Origin of the sequence: Micromonospora sp. C95, from assembly GCF_018070465.1 — a bacterium.
Taxonomy (GTDB): domain Bacteria; phylum Actinomycetota; class Actinomycetes; order Mycobacteriales; family Micromonosporaceae; genus Micromonospora.
The window spans coordinates 16,920-33,418 of sequence record NZ_JAGPXT010000016.1; the positions used below are offsets into that span (position 1 = coordinate 16,920).

Here is a 16,499-nt window from a genome sequence, read left to right on the forward strand (position 1 = left end):
GATGCAAAGCCACGACTTCATCGGGATCGGCCTCGGGCCGTACAACCTCGGCCTGGCCTGCCTGACCGCACCCATCGCCGAACTCGACGGGCTGTTCCTGGAGGCCCGCGACGACGTCTCCTGGCACCCCGGCATGCTGCTGGAGTCGTCCCGGTTGCAGACGCCGTTCCTGGCCGACCTGGTCACCCTCGCCGACCCCACCTCGCCGTTCTCCTTCCTGAGCTACCTCAAGGAGATCGGCCGGCTCTACCCCTTCTACATCCGGGAGAACTTCTTCCCGCTGCGGGTGGAGTACGACGCCTACTGCCGCTGGGCCGCCGCCAAGCTGCCCAACCTGCGCTTCGGTCACCAGGTCACCGCCGTCGAGTACGACCCGGCCGACGACCGCTACGTGGTGACCGCCACCGTCGACGGTGCCGCCGTCACCCACCGGGCCCGGCACCTGGTGCTCGGCACCGGCACCCCGCCGCACCTGCCGGACGCCTGCGCCGGCCTGACGTCCGACGCGGTGCACAACTCCCGGTACCTCGCGCACCGGGACACGTTGCGGGCCAAGCGGAGCATCACCATCGTCGGTAGTGGGCAGAGCGCCGCCGAGATCTACCACGACCTGCTCGGCGACATCGGCACCCACGGATACCAGCTGAACTGGGTGACCCGCTCGCCGCGCTTCTTCCCGCTGGAGTACACCAAGCTCACCCTGGAGATGACCTCACCGGACTACGTGGACTACTTCCACGCGCTGCCGGAGCCCACCCGGTACCGGCTGGAGGCCGAGCAGAAGGGGCTGTTCAAGGGCATCTCCGCCGACCTGATCGACGACATCTACGACCTGCTCTACGCCTCCAGCGTCGACGGCCCGGTGAACACCCGGCTGCTCACCAACACCGAGCTGACCGAGGTGACGCACGACCGGAGCACCGGAGTGCACACCCTTCGGCTGCGCCACGTCGAGCAGCAGCGGGACTTCACCCTGGACACCGAGGGGCTGGTGCTGGCCACCGGCTACCGGTACGAGGTGCCCGGGTTCCTGGAGCCGATCCGGCACCGGTTGCGCTTCGACGACCACGGGCGGCTCGACGTCGCCCGCAACTACAGCGTGGACACCACCGGGCGCGGCGTGTTCCTGCAGAACGGCGGCACCCACACGCACAGCATCACCTCGCCCGACCTCGGCATGGGTCCGTACCGCAACAGCTGGATCATCCGGGAACTGCTCGGCCGCGAGCCGTACCCCATCGAGAAGTCGATCACCTTCCAGGACTTCGGGGTGCCCGGGTGACCCAGCTCGTGCACGTCCGCCACGATCGGCGACTCGGCGAGTTCGCCCTGCGTACGATCGACGTGGCCGCCGACGCGCCGCTGCTGCACCGGTGGGTGACCCATCCCAAGGCGGCGTTCTGGCTGATGCGGGACGCCGACGTCGACGCCGTGGCCGCCGAATACCAGCGCATCGCCGAGCACCCGCACCACGAGGCGTACCTCGGCCTGTGGCGTGGCGAGCCGGCCTTCCTCGCCGAACGGTACGACCCGGCCCACGTCGAGCTGGTCGGCCTGCACGACGCGCGGCCCGGCGACGTCGGGATGCACTTCCTCTGCGCACCCACCGACACCCCGGTTTCCGGGTTCAGCCGGGCCGTCATCACCACCGTGCTGGCCTGGATCTTCGCCGACCCCGCCACCGAGCGGGTGGTGGTCGAGCCGGACGTGCGCAACACCGCCGTGCAGGCGCTCAACGCGGCGGTCGGCTTCGAGGTGGTCGGACCGGTCACCAAGCCGGAGAAGACGGCCCTGCTGAGCATCTGCACCCGGCAACGATTCCGCGCCGCCACCGGCGTGACCAGCGCGGCCGGCGCCGAAACGAAGGAGCATCACCGTGACCACGCCTGACCCGGTAGCCCACCTGCGCCCGGAGACCTGGGAGCGAGCCAACCGCCTGCTGGTCCGCAAGGCGCTCGCCGAATTCACCCACGAGCGGCTGCTCACCCCCGAACCGGACGGCCCCGCCGCCGACTCCACCGGCCGCCACTGGTACGCCGTCAGCGCCGCCTCCGGCGCGGTCCGGTACCGGTTCGCGGCCCGGGTGATGACCCTGGAGCACTGGGACATCGACCCGGAGAGCATCACCCGGCACCGGGACGGCGAGTCGCTGCCGCTGGACGCGGTCGACCTCTGCCTCGACCTGCGTGACGCGCTCGGCCTCACCGACCGGATCCTGCCGGTCTACCTTGAGGAGATCACGTCCACTCTCGCCGGCCTGGCGTACAAGCTGGACCGGGCGCTGCCCGGCGCGGCGAAGCTGGTGGCGGCCGACTTTCAGACCATCGAGACCTCGATGACCGAGGGCCATCCCTGCTTCGTGGCCAACAACGGGCGGCTCGGCTTCGGCGTCGACGAGTACCACCGGTACGCCCCCGAGGCGGCCCACCCGGTACGGCTGATCTGGCTCGCCGCCCACCGTGACCATGCCACCTTCACCAGCTCGGCGGACCTGGACCGGGAGACGCTGCTGCGCGCCGAGCTGGGCGAGGCGACCCTCGCCCGGTTCGCCGGGGCCATGACCGAGCTGGGCCTGGACCTCGCCGACTACCACCTCATCCCGGTGCACCCGTGGCAGTGGTGGAACAAGCTGTCGGTCACCTTCGCCGGCGAGGTGGCGGGTCGCCGGTTGGTCTGCCTCGGTGAGGGCCCCGACGAGTACCTCGCCCAGCAGTCCATCCGCACCTTCTTCAACGTCAGTCACCCCGAGCGGCACTACGTCAAGACCGCGCTGTCCGTGCTGAACATGGGCTTCATGCGGGGCCTGTCGGCCGCGTACATGGAGGCCACCCCGGCCATCAACGACTGGTTGGCCGACCTGATCGACGACGATGAGGTGTTCCGGACCACCGGGCTGACGATCATCCGGGAGCGGGCCGCCGTCGGCTACCGGCACCGGCAGTACGAGGCCGCCACCGACCGCTACTCCCCGTACCGCAAGATGCTCGCCGCGTTGTGGCGGGAGAGCCCGGTGCCCGACCTGGCCGACGGTCAGCGACTGGCCACCATGGCGTCGCTGCTGCACGTCGACACCGACGGGCGGTCGTTCGCCGCCGAGCTGATCGCCGCCTCCGGCCTGGCACCGGCGCAGTGGCTGCGCCGCTACCTGACCGCCTACCTGACCCCGCTGCTGCACGCCTTCTACGCCTACGACCTGGCGTTCATGCCGCACGGCGAGAACGTCATCCTGGTGCTGCGCGACGGGGTCGTGGAGCGGGCGATCTTCAAGGACATCGCCGAGGAGATCGTGGTGATGAGCGCCGAGGCGCCGCTGCCGCCGGCGGTCGAGCGGATCCGGGCCGACATCCCGGAGGACATGAAGCTGCTGTCGATCTTCACGGACGTCTTCGACTGCTTCTTCCGCTTCCTCGGCGCGACCCTCGCCGACCAGGGCGTCCTCGGCGAGGAGGAGTTCTGGCGTACGGTGGCCGACTGCGCCACCGAGTACGCCGGCCGGGTACCGCACCTGGCCGACCGGCTGGCCCGCTACGACCTGTTCGCCCCGGAGTTCGCGCTGTCCTGCCTCAACCGACTGCAACTGCGCGACAATCAGCAGATGGTCGACCTGGCCGACCCGTCGGCGGCCCTGCAACTGGTCGGGGCGCTCACCAACCCACTCGCCCGGTTCGCACCGTCCTGACGCTCGGCGAACCCCGGTGGCCGCGAACGAGGCACCGCATCACGACCGCGTCGAGCGACGTCAAGAGCGAGCTAGGCTGTGGAAATGGCATCCATTGTGCAGCGGATCATGTCGTTCCTCAACAGCCCCAAGGGCCGCCAGGTTGTTGACCGGGGACGGCGCGAGTTGGCGAAACCTGGTAACCAGGAGAAGCTCCGGCGGCTTATCGCAAGGGGAAAGGGCAGCGGTCGCCGGCCCTGAACGGGCAGCGCCCTCTGACTCGATGATCCTGCAATATCCGGGCCGCCCCACCTGGCCGACCTTTCGCCGCGCCCTGCGACTGGTTGGCTCGGTGCTCACTGGGCGGTCAGCTCGACCAGGTCGCGGTCGAGCAGCTCGGCCAGCAGTGTGTGCCGGCCGGGGTCGTTGTCGGGGGTGATGCCCCGGCTCGGCATCTCCACGGTCATCAGCAGGTGCAGGTGCATCCGGTACAGCGCGAGCCGGCGGCGGACCCCGTCGTCGAACACCAGCGGCACGCCTGTGGCCTCGGCGTACCCGCGCAGGAACGGATGTGTCGGTTCGTCCTCGGCACGCCGGAACAGCAGCGGGGAGACCAGGTCGAGCAGCGGGTCACCGTAGAGGAACCGCTCGCCGTCCACCAGCCCACACATCCGGTACGCGCCGTCGGCGTCCCGGTCGGCGAGCACGTTGCCGTCCCAGCAGTCGAAGTGCAGCAGCGCCGGCCGGCGTACCGTGTCGAGCAGTTCGCCGTGCCGGGCCACAAGTGCGCGGAACCGCTGCGGTGGCACCGGTAGCGGCACCTGCCAGTCGGCCGCGTCGGCAAGCAGGTCGTCGATGATCGCCGCGAACGCGGCCGACCAGGTCGGTCCGCCGGTGCGGCCGGCGTCGTAGCCGAACCGCGCGCCGGTGATCCGGTGCAGGGCGGCAGCCGCCGCGCCCAGGTCGGCGCGGACCGGCCCGTCGCCACCGTTCAGGTCGGGCAGCGCCCGGCCGGGCAGCCGGCCGGTTACCAGCCATTCGCCGAGCCGCCGGTCCCGGCCGTGGTGCAACACCGCCGGCACCGGCACCTGCGGCGCACGCTCGGCGACCAGCCGGAAGTAGCGGGCCTCGGCGGCGAGCAGGTCGGACTCGTAGCGCAGCAGCCGCGCGGTGGGCGGCGGGGCGACCTTCAGCACCACGTCCCGGTGAGCTGGTGCCGTACGGCCCGCTCCCGGCCGGTCGCCGTCGAGGCGGACCCACCACACCGCGGCGAAGCCCCCACCGGACAGCGGCCCGCAGTCGGCCACCCGCCGGCCCGGACCGAAGGACGACCGTACGAAGTCGACCACGTCGTCGGGGGAGAGGACCCGTTGCGTTGGACTGACCGGCGCCACCCGGCCAGCGTAGGCTGTGGCCCGCCTGCTGTCCGTCCGACGTCCGCCGGCAGCGATCCGGTTGTCAGGGCCAGCGCGAGCGGGGCCGCGTTCAGGAGTCGACGCATCCGGTCACACCTGTCCCACCGGTGCGACGATCGGTGCCCTGCCGGCCCTGGCGAGGGCTCTATACGCTCAGCGGCGTGGAGGTCGCGGAGGCCGGGCCACCGGTCCAGCCGGAGCCGGAGGAGCCCCGTCGCTTCGTCATCTGCGGCGACGACAGCCTGGCGTACCGGCTCGCCGACGAGCTGACCAACCGGCACGCGGGCCAGGTCACGGTGATCCTGCGATCTCGGACATCCCGGTACGGTCGACGCATCGCCCGGCTGCCCGGCGTCCGGTTCGTCGTGGCGGAGCGGCCGGATGCCGACGCCTACCAGACGGCCGGGCTGGGCACGGCCGACGCGCTGGCCTTGGTCGACCGGAACGACGTGGCGAACATTGAGGCCGCGCTCCAGGCCCACGACCTGCACCCGACGCTGCGGATCGTGGTGCGGATGTTCAACACCGGACTGAGTCGAGGACTCGACCAGCTGCCCTACTGCACCGTCCTCTCTGACGGGGCGCTGGCCGCGCCGGCCTTCGTCTCCGCCGCAGTCGGCCAGGCCACTCCTCGGCACGGTCTACGTGACGGCACGATGTTCGTCGCCGGACGCGACGAGGTGCGCGAGCACGAGGTGGTCTGTGGCCTGGCGGTCACTCGGAACGGCGACGAGGTCGAGGTGCTGCCGGCCCGGCAGCACGACGCCGACCTGGTGCTCGCCGCCGTGGCACCCTGGCGGCCGGAGACGTCCCGCCGCCGTCCGATGACCCACGGCTACCCGCTCGGAACGATCGCGGGTCGGGTCTGGCGCCGGATCCGCCTCGTCCTCGGCGTCTTCCTCGGACTGCTGCTCGTCGCCGCGGCCGTGCTCGCCCTGAGCCGGCCGGCAACGTCCTGGTCGCAGGCGTTCGTCGAGGCGGTCCTCGCCACTCTGGGTGGTGCGGACGTCGAGCCGACCGCCACCGGGGTGGAGAAGGCCACCCTCGTTGTTCTCACCATCGCCAGCATCGCCCTGATCCCGCTGCTCACCGGCGCGGTGGTGGACGCGGTGATCAAGGTACGACTGGAGGTGGCGGACGGTTCCCTGCCGAGGCGGGCCAGCGGACACGTCATAGTGGTCGGGCTGGGCGGGGTCGGCAGCCACGTGGTCGAAGGCCTGCACGCCCTCGGGGTCGACGTGATCGCCATCGACCGCTCGGCGGACGCGCGCGGCGTGTCGGCTGTGCGGGAGCTACAAATTCCGCTGATCGTCGGGGACGCGAGTCGTCGAGAGACGCTGCTCGCCGCGTCGCTGGCGACCAGTCGCGCGCTTGTCGTACTCACCTCGGACGACGTGACGAATTTGGAGACCGCACTGGTCGGTCGGGCCGTCCGGGCCGACCTGCGGGTGGTGCTGCGGCTGTTCGACGGCGACTTCGCCGACCAGGTGCAGCGCGCCTTCGACCTCACCATCTCCCGCAGCGTCAGCAACCTCGCGGTGCCGTCGTTCGTGGCGCGGATGCTCGGCCACGAACTGGAGGCGATTCCCGTCGCCCGGCGGGTGCTGCTGGTCGCCGAGACGACGGTCGGGGAGCGCTCGTTGCTGACCCGGATGACCGTCGGTGACCTGCGCCGGCCGGGCGAGGCATGGCTACTGCGGTTGACGAACCTCGTCGGCAGTCAGCTGCCGGCGACCGTCGCGGACGGACGGCGGTTGCGTCCCGGAGAGAAGCTCACGGTGGTGGCCACCCGGGCCGGGCTGGCCCGGTTGATGGCGGAGGCGGCGGCCCGACCAGACGCGCTCCGGCACATCGTGCCGCACGAGTGACGCCAGCGATCATGGTCCGACTCCCGGCGGGCGGTCGCCCCGGACATCCCGCAGCGCCTCGGCGATCATGCGGTGGCCCTGGGCCTCGAACGCCTCGTCGCCCACCCGGTACGCCCACGCCGCGGTGCCGATCGCGTCACGGACCCGGGTCCGGTGCCACGCGTGCGGCTCGCGGGGATCGGGGCCGTACCCGTCGAGGAAGGCTGCCTCGAGCCTCGGATCGCGCCGGAAGTCCTGGGCGGCCAGCCGACCGAGGTCCGTGTACGCGGGACGCAGCGCAGCGCGACCGAAATCGATCACACCGAGCACGCCGTCGTGGACCAGCCAGTTCCGGGGCTGCCAGTCGCCATGGGTGGGTACCAGAGACGCCGACGGGGTCGGCCAGGCCGTGATTTCGGCCCGGAGCCGCCGCACGGTGTGCGCGGCGATCCGGTGTGGACGGCACAGCCAGGCCAGCGACTTCTCGTTCTCGCGTCGCTCGTGTTCGTCGTCGGGAACGACGAGCTGGGCGTGCAGCAGCGCCAGCAACTCGCCGGCCTGCCGGTAGACGCGGGGATCGTGGGCGTGTGCACTGCCGAGCACCAGCTGACCGGGCAGGTAGCGGGTGACGAGCAGCTTCGCGTCCGCGTCGCCGTGCACCAGGGCCGGTGCGCGACCCCGATCGGTCCAGGGCTGCAACCAGTTGGCATGGGCGTCGAGTTCGCGGCCGATGCCGTGGTCGTCGTCGCCGGCCTTGACGATGAATCGCGCACCCGCGCAGGTCACCTCCAGGACGGTGGTGGCCACCAACCCCCAGCTGTGCTCGGCCTCGACGCTCGCCCCGGGAAGCCACCGCGCCAGCAGCGCCTGCTGCTGGCGGGTGAGGCTCCCGAGCGTCGAGGTCACAGCGAGAGGATACGAGCCGACCGTGGGTACGGTCAGGACCCGCCGGACCCGGTTGCCTGCGGGACGGTCAGCGCGGTCCACGACACGGGCGGCAGTTCGACGGTGAGCAGGCCGTCGGCGAGCCGCGCGGTGTCGTTGCTGCGCAGTCCGACCCGGTGCGGGTCGCGCAGGTCGTTGGCGGCGCGCACCTCGGTGTCCCAGATTCCCTGGGCCGAGACCGCGCCGGTCGGCTGGAACGCGCGCAGGTCGATCGTCACCGTCGTCGCCTCGGTGAGGTGCCGGTTCTGCAGGAACACCGACAGCCCGGTGCCGTCGCTGGTCGCGGCGGCGGCCACCACCGGCACCGAGCCGAAGGTCGCGGTGGTCGTCTCGTCGGCGTCGGCGAGGACCCGCAGCGCGTCGCCCCGGGCGGCGCGCGAGGTCACCGAGAACGGGAAGAACGTGGTCTGCCGCCAGGCCGGACCGCCGGGCTCGGTCATGATCGGTGCGATCACGTTGACGAGCTGCGCGAGGTTCGCCGAGGTGACCCGGTCGGCGTGATTGAGCAGGGAGATCAACAGGCCGCCGAGGACCACGGCGTCCGCGACGGTGTACCGGTCCTCCAGCAGGCGAGGTGCGACTGGCCACTCGTCGATGGTGAAGGTGCGCGCCTTCTCCTGCCACCGGCTCATGTACCAGATGTTCCACTCGTCGAACGCGAGGTCGACCCGCTTGGTCGACCGCTTGACCGTGCGTACGTGGTCGACGGTCGCGACCACCGACTCGATGTAGGTGTCCATGTCGACGCCGGAGGCGAGGAAGCTCGCCAGATCATCGTCGTGTTCCTGGTAGTACGCGTGGCAGGAGATGTAGTCGACGTCGTCGTAGGCGTGGGTCAGCACGACGCGTTCCCACTCACCGAAGGTCGGCATGCCTCGGCCGGACGATCCGCAGGCGACCAGCTCCAGGTTCTGGTCGACCTGGCGCATCGCCTTGGCCGTCATCGACGCGAGCTTGCCGTAGTCGGTGGCGTCGCGGTGGCCGAGCTGCCAGGGCCCGTCCATCTCGTTGCCGAGGCACCACATGGCGATGCCGAACGGCTTCTCCCGACCGTTGGCGGCCCGTTGCGCGGCGCGGGCGGTGCCGGCCGGCAGGTTGGCGTACTCCAGCAGCTCGACGGCCTCCTTCGGGCCCCGGGTGCCGAGGTTCACCGCCAGCATCAGCTCGCTGCCCACCAGGTCGAGCCAGTGTTGGAACTCGTGCAGGCCGACCTGGTTGGTCTCGGTGGAGTGCCAGGCGAGGTCGAGCCGGCGCGGCCGTTCGGCCACCGGCCCGACGCCGTCCTCCCAGTTGTAACCGGAGACGAAGTTGCCGCCCGGGTACCGGACGGTGCTGACGCCGAGCTCCTTGACCAGCTCGACGACGTCACGCCGGAACCCGTCCGGTCCGGCGCTCGGATGCCCGGGCTCGTGGATGCCGTCGTAGATGTGGCGGCCGAGGTGCTCGACGAAGCCGCCGAAGAGCCGGCGACGGACCGGCCCGATGGTGAACGCCGGGTTGATGGTGAGGTGCGCGCGGGGCATGGGACTCCTTACCAATGATCACCAACGATAACGTTTTCGGCGACGTCAGACGAGCCCCAGCCGCCCGGCTCCGGCACCCGACGATGCCGGGCGTCACCTCGGGGCGGCGCCGGCGCTGTCCCGGCGGACCAGTTCGGCCGACAGCGACTCGACCCGGGGACCGGCGGCTCCCGGGTCCAGCGCCAGGGCCATCGCGCGGGCGCCCATCTCGACAAGTGGCAGTCGGACCGTGGTCAGCGCCGGGGTGACGTCCGCGGCGATCGGCATGTCGTCGAAGCCGAACACGCTCACCTGCCGCGGCACCGGCACCGCGCGGGCGCGCAGCAGCGCCAGCGCGCCGATGGCCATCGAGTCGTTGAGCGCCGCGATCGCGGTCAGGTCGGGCTCGGCGTCGAGCAGCGCGGCGGTGGCCTCGGCGCCGCCGTCGCGGTCGAAGTCGGCGTACCGGATGCGGTGCTCGGGCAGCTCCCGGCCGTGGTCGGCGAGCGCCGCGCGCAGCCCGGCGAGCCGGTCGGTGATGGTGGTCAACACCCGGGGACCGGCCACCACGCCGATGCGTTCGTGGCCGAGGCGGCACAGCTCCTGCCCGAGCAACTCGCCGCCGCCCCGGTTGTCCGGCATCACCGCGTCACCGGAGTGTTCGTGGCGGCCGATCACCGCGACCCGCCCGCCGGTGGCCTCGTACGCGGCGAGCTTGCCGTTGAGCAGCCGGGTGAAGTCGGCGTCGTGGTATCCGGAGCCGGCCAGGATGATGGCGGCGACCTGCTGCCCCCGCAGCAGTTCGACGTACTCCAGTTCCCGCTCCGGGTCGCGGTAGCTGTTGCAGATCATCAGCAGCCGGCCCTGGTCGGTGGCGACCCGTTGCAGGCCCCGGGTGATCTCCGAGAAGTACGGGTCGGAGACGTCGTGCACGATCACGCCGACGGCACCGCGATGCGACCGGGCCAGCAGTTGGGCGTGCGCGTTGGGCACGTACTGCAACTCGGTGACGGCCCGCAGCACCCGCTCGCGCAGTTCCTCAGTGACCGGTTTGCTGCTGCCGTTTATCACGCGGGAGGCGGTGGCGGGTGAGACACCGGCCCGTCGGGCCACATCGGACAGCGTCGCCACACCCGCCCCCTCACGCGTCGCGCCGGCCGCTGTCGCGGCGACCAGCGACACCGTACCGCAGGGCGGGGGCCTTTTCCGGGGCGTGGTTGGCGCAGGTCAAGCCGGCAGGTCCGGCCGGTCCCGGTCGATGTCCGACGGATCGGGGGCGGTGCCCCGGGCGAGCAGGTGAGCGCTCGCCGCGACCAGGGCGGGCTCGGTTCGGTAGACGCGGGCGAGCCGCAGCGCGGCGTCGAACACGGTCTGCGCCATCGGCCCGTGCGCGGCCGCCTCGGCGGCGGTCCAGGCTGGTCCCTCGACGCCGTCGACGGCCAGCTCGACCAGGCCGGCGGTCCGGCACTCGTCGAGCAGTTCCTCGACCCGGTGGAAGTAGGCGTGGGTGAAGCCGAGACGCGCGTCGTTGCGGCCGTCGGTGAGCAGCGCTGCGGCTTCCCTGACCATCGGTTCGTCGAGCCGACCGGTGGCGGCGAAGTCCAGCGGCCCGGCGAATCGTGAGATCGCGGCGGCGAGGACGCGACCACCGGGCCGGGTGACCCGGACCGCCTCCGCCAGGGCCCGGCACCGGTCGGCGCGCTCGGGCAGGTGGTAGAGCGGCCCGAGCAGCAGGGTGGCGTCGTAGCTGTCGTCGGGCTCGGGCAGCGCGCGGGCGTCGGCGACGTCCGCGTCGACGGTGGGGTGGCCGGCGCGGGCCTGGGCGACGTGCGCGGGCACCAGGTCGAGCAGGCGTACCCGGTAGCCGAGGGTGACGAGGTCGCGGGCGTACTCGCCGGGTCCTCCGCCGACGTCCAGGATCCGGGCGGGCGGTGCGGGCAGGTGCTCGCGCAGCAGTTCCACTGTGCGGGTCCGTTCCAGCCGGGCCTGTGGCCGGGCGGCGAGCCGCAGGTCCTCGCGGTACCGGTCGGTGTAGTACGTGACGATCTCGTCGGACTGGCGATCCATGCACTGATGGTCCTCGTTCCGGTGGCGGGGTGACGAGCGATTTGCTCCGGCCTCGGCGGCCCGGTGTCGGCCGCCGAGGCCGGAGACACCGCCGTTAGGTAAGCCCTTGCCTGGCTTCGGAGGTGCGGCCTAATCTGGGCGGGAAAGCGCTTACCTCACCCGGTCCGAGCGCGTACGACGGAAGGACCCCCATGACCCGCAGGTCGATCGGCATCATCGTGAACGGCGTCACCGGCCGGATGGGATACCGGCAGCATCTGGTGCGCTCCCTGCTGGCCATCCGATCCGCCGGTGGGGTGCCGCTGGCCGACGGCACCACCGCCTGGCCGCATCTCGTCCTCGTCGGCCGCAGCGAGGCGAAGCTGCGCGAGATCGCCGAACGACACGGCCTGGCCGACTGGACCACCGACCTGACCGCCGCCCTGGCCCGCGACGACACCGAGGTCTACTTCGACGCGCAGGTGACCCAGCAGCGGGAGAAGGCCATCCGGCAGGCCATCGACGCCGGCAAGCACATCTACACCGAGAAGCCCCTCGCCGAGGACACCGCGGCCGCCCTGGACCTGGCGCGCGCCGCCCGGGCGGCCGGCGTACGCACCGGCGTGGTGCAGGACAAACTCTTCCTGCCGGGGCTGCGCAAGCTCAAGCGGCTGCTCGACGGCGGCTTCTTCGGCCGGGTGCTCTCGGTGCGCGGCGAGTTCGGCTACTGGGTCTTCGAGGGCGACTGGCAACCCGCCCAACGCCCCTCGTGGAACTACCGGTCCGCCGACGGCGGCGGCATCGTGGTGGACATGTTCCCGCACTGGCACTACGTCCTCGCGGAACTGTTCGGTGAGGTACGCGCGGTCTCCGCCACCATCGCCACCCACATCCCGCGTCGGGTCGACGAGGCCGGGCGGCCCTACGAGGCCACCGCCGACGACGCCGCCTACGGCGTCTTCGAGCTGGCCGGTGGCGTCATCGCCCAGCTCAACTCGTCCTGGTGCGTCCGGGTGCACCGCGACGAGCTTGTCGAGTTCCAGGTCGACGGCACCGAGGGCAGCGCGGTCGCCGGGCTGCGGCGCTGCCGGGTGCAACACCGGGCGGTCACCCCCAAGCCGGTGTGGAACCCGGACCTGCCCGCCACCGAGGACTTCCGTTCGCAGTGGACGGAGGTGCCGGACAACGAGGACTTCGACAACGGCTTCAAGGTGCAGTGGGAGGCGTTCCTGCGGCACGTGGCCACCGGCGAGCCGTTCCCGTGGGACTTCCTGGCCGGTGCCCGTGGCGTGCAACTGGCCGAGTTGGGCCTGCTGTCGGCCCGCGAGGGACGCCGCGTCGAGGTGCCGGAGCTGACCCTGTGAACGGCACCGAGGTGGCCCTGCCCGGCGGCCGGCGGATCCGGCTGTCCGGCGGCACCGGGCATCCCCGTCCCGACGGTCCGCCGACCTGCCGCGTCGCGTACGCCGCCGCGCACGTGGTGGCCGACCCGGCCGGCGACAACACCCCGGGCGCCCCGGCGGTCCTGGACTGGGACCGTACCCTCGCCTTCCGCCGCCACCTGTGGTCCTACGGCCTGGGGGTGGCCGAGGCGATGGACACCGCGCAGCGCGGCATGGGTCTGGACTACCCGGCGACCCGGGAGCTGATTCGGCGCAGCGCGGCCGAGGCGCGGTCCGTCGGTGGCCGGATCGTCGCCGGGGCCGCCACGGACCAGTTGCCGCCTGGCCCGGCGACGCTCGCCGAGGTCACCGCCGCCTACCGGGAGCAGCTCGACGACGTGCGCGACGCGGGGGCGGTGCCGGTGCTGATGTGCAGTCGGCACCTGGCCGCCGCCGCCCGTGGCCCCGAGGACTACCTGCGGGTGTACGACGAGCTGCTGCACGCCGCCGACGAGCCGGTGGTGCTGCACTGGCTCGGTCCGATGTTCGACCCGGCCCTGTCCGGCTACTGGGGCACCACCGACCTGGACCTGGCGGCCGACACCGTCGTCGAGCTGCTCAAGGCCCACGCCTGCCGGGTGGACGGCATCAAAGTGTCGCTGCTCGACGCCGGGCGCGAGGTGGCGTTGCGCCGCCGGCTGCCGGCGGGCGTACGCCTCTACACCGGCGACGACTTCCACTACCCGGAACTCATCCGGGGCGACGCGGCGGGCCACTCCGACGCGCTGCTCGGGGTCTTCGCCGCCATCGCACCCGCCGCGTCGGCCGCGCTCGCCGCCCTCGACCGGGGCGACCTCGGCCGGTACGACGAGATCTTCGCTCCGACCGTGCCGCTGGCCCGGCACCTGTTCGCCGCGCCCACCTGGTACTACAAGACCGGCATCGTCTTCCTCGCCTGGCTGGCCGGGCACCAGGAGCACTTCACGATGGTCGGCGGGTTGCAGTCCGGCCGTTCACCCGAGCACCTGGGCACCCTGCTCGCCCTCGCCGACGCCGCCGGCCTGCTGCCCGACGCCGAGTTGGCCGCCGCCCGGGCCCGGGCCTTCTTCACCGTGGCCGGGGTGACCCAGTGAGCCGGGCGGCGCTGCGGCGGTTCTCGTTCAACCAGGCCACCGCCCAGCACTGGCCGCTGCCCGACCTGGTCGCCGGCTGCGCCGCCGCCGGAGTGCCGGGCATCGGCCTGTGGCGGGAGCCGGTCGCCGAGTACGGGCTCGGCCGTACCGCGAAGCTGGTCCGCGACGCCGGGCTGACGGTCACCACCCTGTGCCGGGGTGGGTTCTTCACCGCCGACGACTGGCGGGAGCAGAACCTGAGGGCCATCGACGAGGCGGCCACGCTCGGCGCCCCGGTGCTGGTCCTGGTCTCCGGTGGCCTGCCCGCCGGCAGCCGGGACATCGACGGCGCCCGCGCCCGGGTGGCCGACGCGATCGCCGAACTCGCCGCGCACGCCGACGCCGCCGGGGTGAGGCTGGCCATCGAACCGCTGCATCCGATGTTCGCCGCCGACCGGTGCGTCATCGCCACCCTCGGTCAGGCGCTGGACATCGCCGAGCGGTTCGACCCGGGCGTGGTCGGGGTGGTGGTGGACGCGTACCACGTGTGGTGGGACGACACCGTGCACGACCAGATCGCCCGCGCGGGGGAGTGGATCGCCGCCTTCCAGGTCTGCGACTGGGTCACCCCGCTGCCGGAGGGGGTGCTGCTCGGCCGGGCGCTGCCCGGCGACGGCTGCATCGAGCTGCGCCGGCTGCGCGAGGCGGTCGACGCGGCCGGCTACACCGGCCCGATCGAGGTGGAGGTCTTCAACGCCGAGGTCTGGGCCCGTCCCGGCGAGCGGATCCTGGCCGCCGCCATCGACGGCTACCTGCGCGAGGTCGTGTGACCTGCGGCGCGTCGACCGGCCACTGCCGGGCTGGATCGTCGACCGAGCCGGCTCGCGAGCGGATCAGCTCGTCGCGGTGCGGGTGGCGAGCGCGTCGACCAGGCGCCGGGTCGAGCCGGCGAGGTTCCACCGCTCGGCCAGGTCGAGCAGCCGTTCCGGATCGGCCGGCGCCACCGGCAGCTCGGTGGCCAGCGGTGGCAGCGGCACGTCCAGGGCGACCCGGACCACCTTCGGCGCCACGGCCAGGTAGTCCCGGGCCGCGTCGAGCTTGGTGCGCAGCCCGGGTGCGAAGCCGGCGGCCGGGTCGTCCAGGGCGGCGAGGATGCCGGCGATGTCGCCGTACCTGTCGACCAGCCGGGCGGCGGTCTTCTCGCCGACGCCGGCCACCCCGGGCAGCCCGTCGGACGGGTCGCCGCGCAGCGCGGCGAACTCGGCGTAGCGGTCGGCCGGCACGCCGTAGCGGGCCCGCACCGCGGCGTCGTCGCAGTCCTCCAACTTGGCCACCCCCCGCCCGACGTAGAGCAGCCGAACGCCCCGGGCGTCGTCGATCAGCTGGAACAGGTCCCGGTCACCGGAGACCACCTCCACCGGGCCGGGCTGGGTGACCGAGAGGGTGCCCAGCACGTCGTCGGCCTCGTAGCCGGTCGCGCCGACCACGGTCACCCCCAGCGCTTCGAGCACCTCCAGGATCATCGGCACCTGCGGGGAGAGGGTGTCCGGCACCACCTCGCCGCCCTCCGGAGCCACCCGGTGCGCCTTGTAGGACGGCAGCAGCGCGACCCGCCAGTCCGGCCGCCAGTCGTGGTCCATCGCGCACACCATCCGCCCTGGCCGCCGGGTGCGCACCAGCTGGGCGAGCATGTCGAGGAACCCGCGCACGGCGTTGACCGGCTGACCGTCGGCGGTCCTCGCGGCGGATTCGGGGATGCCGAAGTACGCCCGGAAGTAGAGACTGGGCGCGTCGATGAGCATGATCGGGGTCTGCGCTGTCACGCCGACAGCCTGGCACACCGCACCGACGTTCACGGCGGACCGCAGGTCGGCGGTGCGTGCCGCCGGCGCGACGAGGGAGAGGGACCGATGACCGTACCGACCCGGCTGACGCTGACCACGGTGAACCTCGACACGCCCGACCCGGCGGCCCTGGCCCGCTTCTACGCGCGCCTGCTCGGCTGGGACATCGCGGTCGAGGAGGCCGACGACGTGATCCTGCGTGCCGCCGACGGTGGGGTCGGGCTGTCCTTCCAGCGGGAACGCGCGTACGTGCGGCCGAGCTGGCCGGCGCAGCCCGGTCGGCAGCAGATGATAATGCACCTGGAGATCGGGGTGCAGGATCTGCCGGCCGCGCTGGAACACGCACTGGCCTGCGGGGCGACGCTTGCCGCTTTCCAGCCGCAGGAGGACGTCCGGGTCTGCCTGGACCCGGACGGCCACCCGTTCTGCCTCTGGCTGACGGACTGACCCGCCGTGCCGTCAGCTCGCGCCGGCCGTACCCCGCCTGCCGCGTCGCTTGACGGCGTACGGCAGCACGAACAGGTACAGGCCGGTGATCAGCAGTAGGGCCAGCGGCAGCAGCGGCACGTAGGAGATCCAGACGACCGGATCCTCCTGCGCGAGCGCGACGAAGGTGACGACGACGGTCACCGTGAACGCGATCGCCAGCCACCGATGTGCCTGCCGGATCCAGTTGTTCCCACTCATCATGAACCTCCCGGGTGGCTCTCCGCACCGGCCCGAGCGGCTGCCCGGCCGGGGATCTACC

Annotated in this window: 16 protein-coding genes; 9 read left to right on the forward strand and 7 right to left on the reverse strand. The window is 72.3% G+C overall.

What is annotated here, in order from left to right; genetic code table 11:
* The first annotated feature begins 1 nt into the window (after position 1).
* From KBX00_RS18570 to KBX00_RS18585, 4 genes are all read left to right on the forward strand, one after another.
* On the forward strand, positions 2 to 1,282 hold the full coding sequence (locus tag KBX00_RS18570) for a lysine N(6)-hydroxylase/L-ornithine N(5)-oxygenase family protein (protein WP_210828703.1): 1,281 nt from the start codon (positions 2 to 4) through the stop codon (positions 1,280 to 1,282).
* Positions 1,279 to 1,890 (forward strand): GNAT family N-acetyltransferase, encoded by a 612-nt coding sequence (locus tag KBX00_RS18575; RefSeq protein WP_210828704.1) that lies wholly within the window; start codon positions 1,279 to 1,281, stop codon positions 1,888 to 1,890. The genes KBX00_RS18570 and KBX00_RS18575 overlap by 4 nt, the downstream gene beginning before the upstream one ends.
* Positions 1,877 to 3,679 (forward strand): IucA/IucC family siderophore biosynthesis protein, encoded by a 1,803-nt coding sequence (locus KBX00_RS18580; protein ID WP_210828707.1) that lies wholly within the window; start codon positions 1,877 to 1,879, stop codon positions 3,677 to 3,679. Before KBX00_RS18575 ends, KBX00_RS18580 begins: the two co-directional genes overlap by 14 nt.
* A gap of 84 nt (positions 3,680 to 3,763) precedes the next feature.
* A complete protein-coding gene (locus KBX00_RS18585; protein ID WP_210828710.1) occupies positions 3,764 to 3,919 on the forward strand; it encodes a hypothetical protein in 156 nt (51 codons plus the stop codon).
* A 95-nt stretch (positions 3,920 to 4,014) separates the two neighbouring features.
* Here KBX00_RS18585 and KBX00_RS18590 read toward each other — a convergent pair whose 3' ends face one another.
* Positions 4,015 to 5,052 (reverse strand): phosphotransferase family protein, encoded by a 1,038-nt coding sequence (locus KBX00_RS18590; RefSeq protein ID WP_210828712.1) that lies wholly within the window; start codon positions 5,050 to 5,052, stop codon positions 4,015 to 4,017.
* Between the two features lie 182 nt (positions 5,053 to 5,234).
* Between KBX00_RS18590 and KBX00_RS18595 the strand changes: the two genes are divergently transcribed.
* Positions 5,235 to 6,941: an NAD-binding protein gene (locus tag KBX00_RS18595; protein ID WP_210828721.1), complete on the forward strand. Its 1,707-nt coding sequence runs from the start codon at positions 5,235 to 5,237 to the stop codon at positions 6,939 to 6,941.
* Between the two features lie 9 nt (positions 6,942 to 6,950).
* On the opposite strand, the gene KBX00_RS18600 is transcribed toward KBX00_RS18595, so the two are convergent.
* The 4 genes from KBX00_RS18600 to KBX00_RS18615 all read right to left on the reverse strand — a co-directional run bounded on the left by KBX00_RS18600 (position 6,951) and on the right by KBX00_RS18615 (position 11,434).
* Positions 6,951 to 7,826 carry an aminoglycoside phosphotransferase family protein gene (locus KBX00_RS18600; protein ID WP_210828723.1) on the reverse strand — a complete coding sequence of 292 codons (876 nt, stop codon included), beginning with the start codon at positions 7,824 to 7,826 and terminating at the stop codon, positions 6,951 to 6,953.
* A 32-nt stretch (positions 7,827 to 7,858) separates the two neighbouring features.
* Positions 7,859 to 9,388 (reverse strand): alpha-N-arabinofuranosidase, encoded by a 1,530-nt coding sequence (locus KBX00_RS18605; RefSeq protein ID WP_210828725.1) that lies wholly within the window; start codon positions 9,386 to 9,388, stop codon positions 7,859 to 7,861.
* Between the two features lie 93 nt (positions 9,389 to 9,481).
* Entirely contained in the window at positions 9,482 to 10,498 is a 1,017-nt protein-coding gene (locus KBX00_RS18610) for a LacI family DNA-binding transcriptional regulator (protein ID WP_210828726.1), read from the reverse strand.
* A gap of 96 nt (positions 10,499 to 10,594) precedes the next feature.
* Positions 10,595 to 11,434, reverse strand: a complete 840-nt coding sequence (locus tag KBX00_RS18615; protein ID WP_210828728.1) for a class I SAM-dependent methyltransferase — start codon at positions 11,432 to 11,434, stop codon at positions 10,595 to 10,597.
* A gap of 191 nt (positions 11,435 to 11,625) precedes the next feature.
* Here KBX00_RS18615 and KBX00_RS18620 point away from each other — a divergent pair, with 191 nt between their 5' ends.
* The 3 genes from KBX00_RS18620 to KBX00_RS18630 are packed head-to-tail and all read left to right on the forward strand — an operon-like array spanning position 11,626 to position 14,737.
* Positions 11,626 to 12,777, forward strand: a complete 1,152-nt coding sequence (locus KBX00_RS18620) for a Gfo/Idh/MocA family protein (RefSeq protein ID WP_210828735.1) — start codon at positions 11,626 to 11,628, stop codon at positions 12,775 to 12,777.
* Complete coding sequence (locus KBX00_RS18625; protein WP_210828736.1) at positions 12,774 to 13,928, forward strand: DUF993 family protein; 1,155 nt, start codon at positions 12,774 to 12,776, stop codon at positions 13,926 to 13,928. The genes KBX00_RS18620 and KBX00_RS18625 overlap by 4 nt, the downstream gene beginning before the upstream one ends.
* Positions 13,925 to 14,737: a sugar phosphate isomerase/epimerase family protein gene (locus KBX00_RS18630; RefSeq protein WP_307868861.1), complete on the forward strand. Its 813-nt coding sequence runs from the start codon at positions 13,925 to 13,927 to the stop codon at positions 14,735 to 14,737. The genes KBX00_RS18625 and KBX00_RS18630 overlap by 4 nt, the downstream gene beginning before the upstream one ends.
* 63 nt (positions 14,738 to 14,800) lie before the next feature.
* On the opposite strand, the gene KBX00_RS18635 is transcribed toward KBX00_RS18630, so the two are convergent.
* Positions 14,801 to 15,709, reverse strand: coding sequence for a 5'-3' exonuclease (locus KBX00_RS18635; protein WP_210828863.1), 909 nt, complete (start codon positions 15,707 to 15,709; stop codon positions 14,801 to 14,803).
* A 108-nt stretch (positions 15,710 to 15,817) separates the two neighbouring features.
* Here KBX00_RS18635 and KBX00_RS18640 point away from each other — a divergent pair, with 108 nt between their 5' ends.
* Positions 15,818 to 16,198, forward strand: coding sequence for a VOC family protein (locus tag KBX00_RS18640; protein WP_210828737.1), 381 nt, complete (start codon positions 15,818 to 15,820; stop codon positions 16,196 to 16,198).
* Positions 16,199 to 16,210: 12 nt separating this feature from the next.
* Here the strand turns inward: KBX00_RS18640 and KBX00_RS18645 are convergent, their stop codons facing one another.
* Entirely contained in the window at positions 16,211 to 16,438 is a 228-nt protein-coding gene (locus KBX00_RS18645) for a hypothetical protein (RefSeq protein ID WP_210828738.1), read from the reverse strand.
* Positions 16,439 to 16,499 lie beyond the last annotated feature (61 nt).

Coding starts and splice junctions, on each gene's coding strand:
- KBX00_RS18570 (WP_210828703.1), top strand. CDS start 2: ATGCAAAGCCACGACTTCATCGGGATCGGCCTCGGGCCGTACAACCTC.
- KBX00_RS18585 (WP_210828710.1), top strand. CDS start 3,764: ATGGCATCCATTGTGCAGCGGATCATGTCGTTCCTCAACAGCCCCAAG.
- KBX00_RS18605 (WP_210828725.1), bottom strand. CDS start 9,388: ATGCCCCGCGCGCACCTCACCATCAACCCGGCGTTCACCATCGGGCCG.
- KBX00_RS18615 (WP_210828728.1), bottom strand. CDS start 11,434: ATGGATCGCCAGTCCGACGAGATCGTCACGTACTACACCGACCGGTAC.
- KBX00_RS18620 (WP_210828735.1), top strand. CDS start 11,626: ATGACCCGCAGGTCGATCGGCATCATCGTGAACGGCGTCACCGGCCGG.
- KBX00_RS18635 (WP_210828863.1), bottom strand. CDS start 15,709: ATGCTCATCGACGCGCCCAGTCTCTACTTCCGGGCGTACTTCGGCATC.
- KBX00_RS18640 (WP_210828737.1), top strand. CDS start 15,818: ATGACCGTACCGACCCGGCTGACGCTGACCACGGTGAACCTCGACACG.
- KBX00_RS18645 (WP_210828738.1), bottom strand. CDS start 16,438: ATGAGTGGGAACAACTGGATCCGGCAGGCACATCGGTGGCTGGCGATC.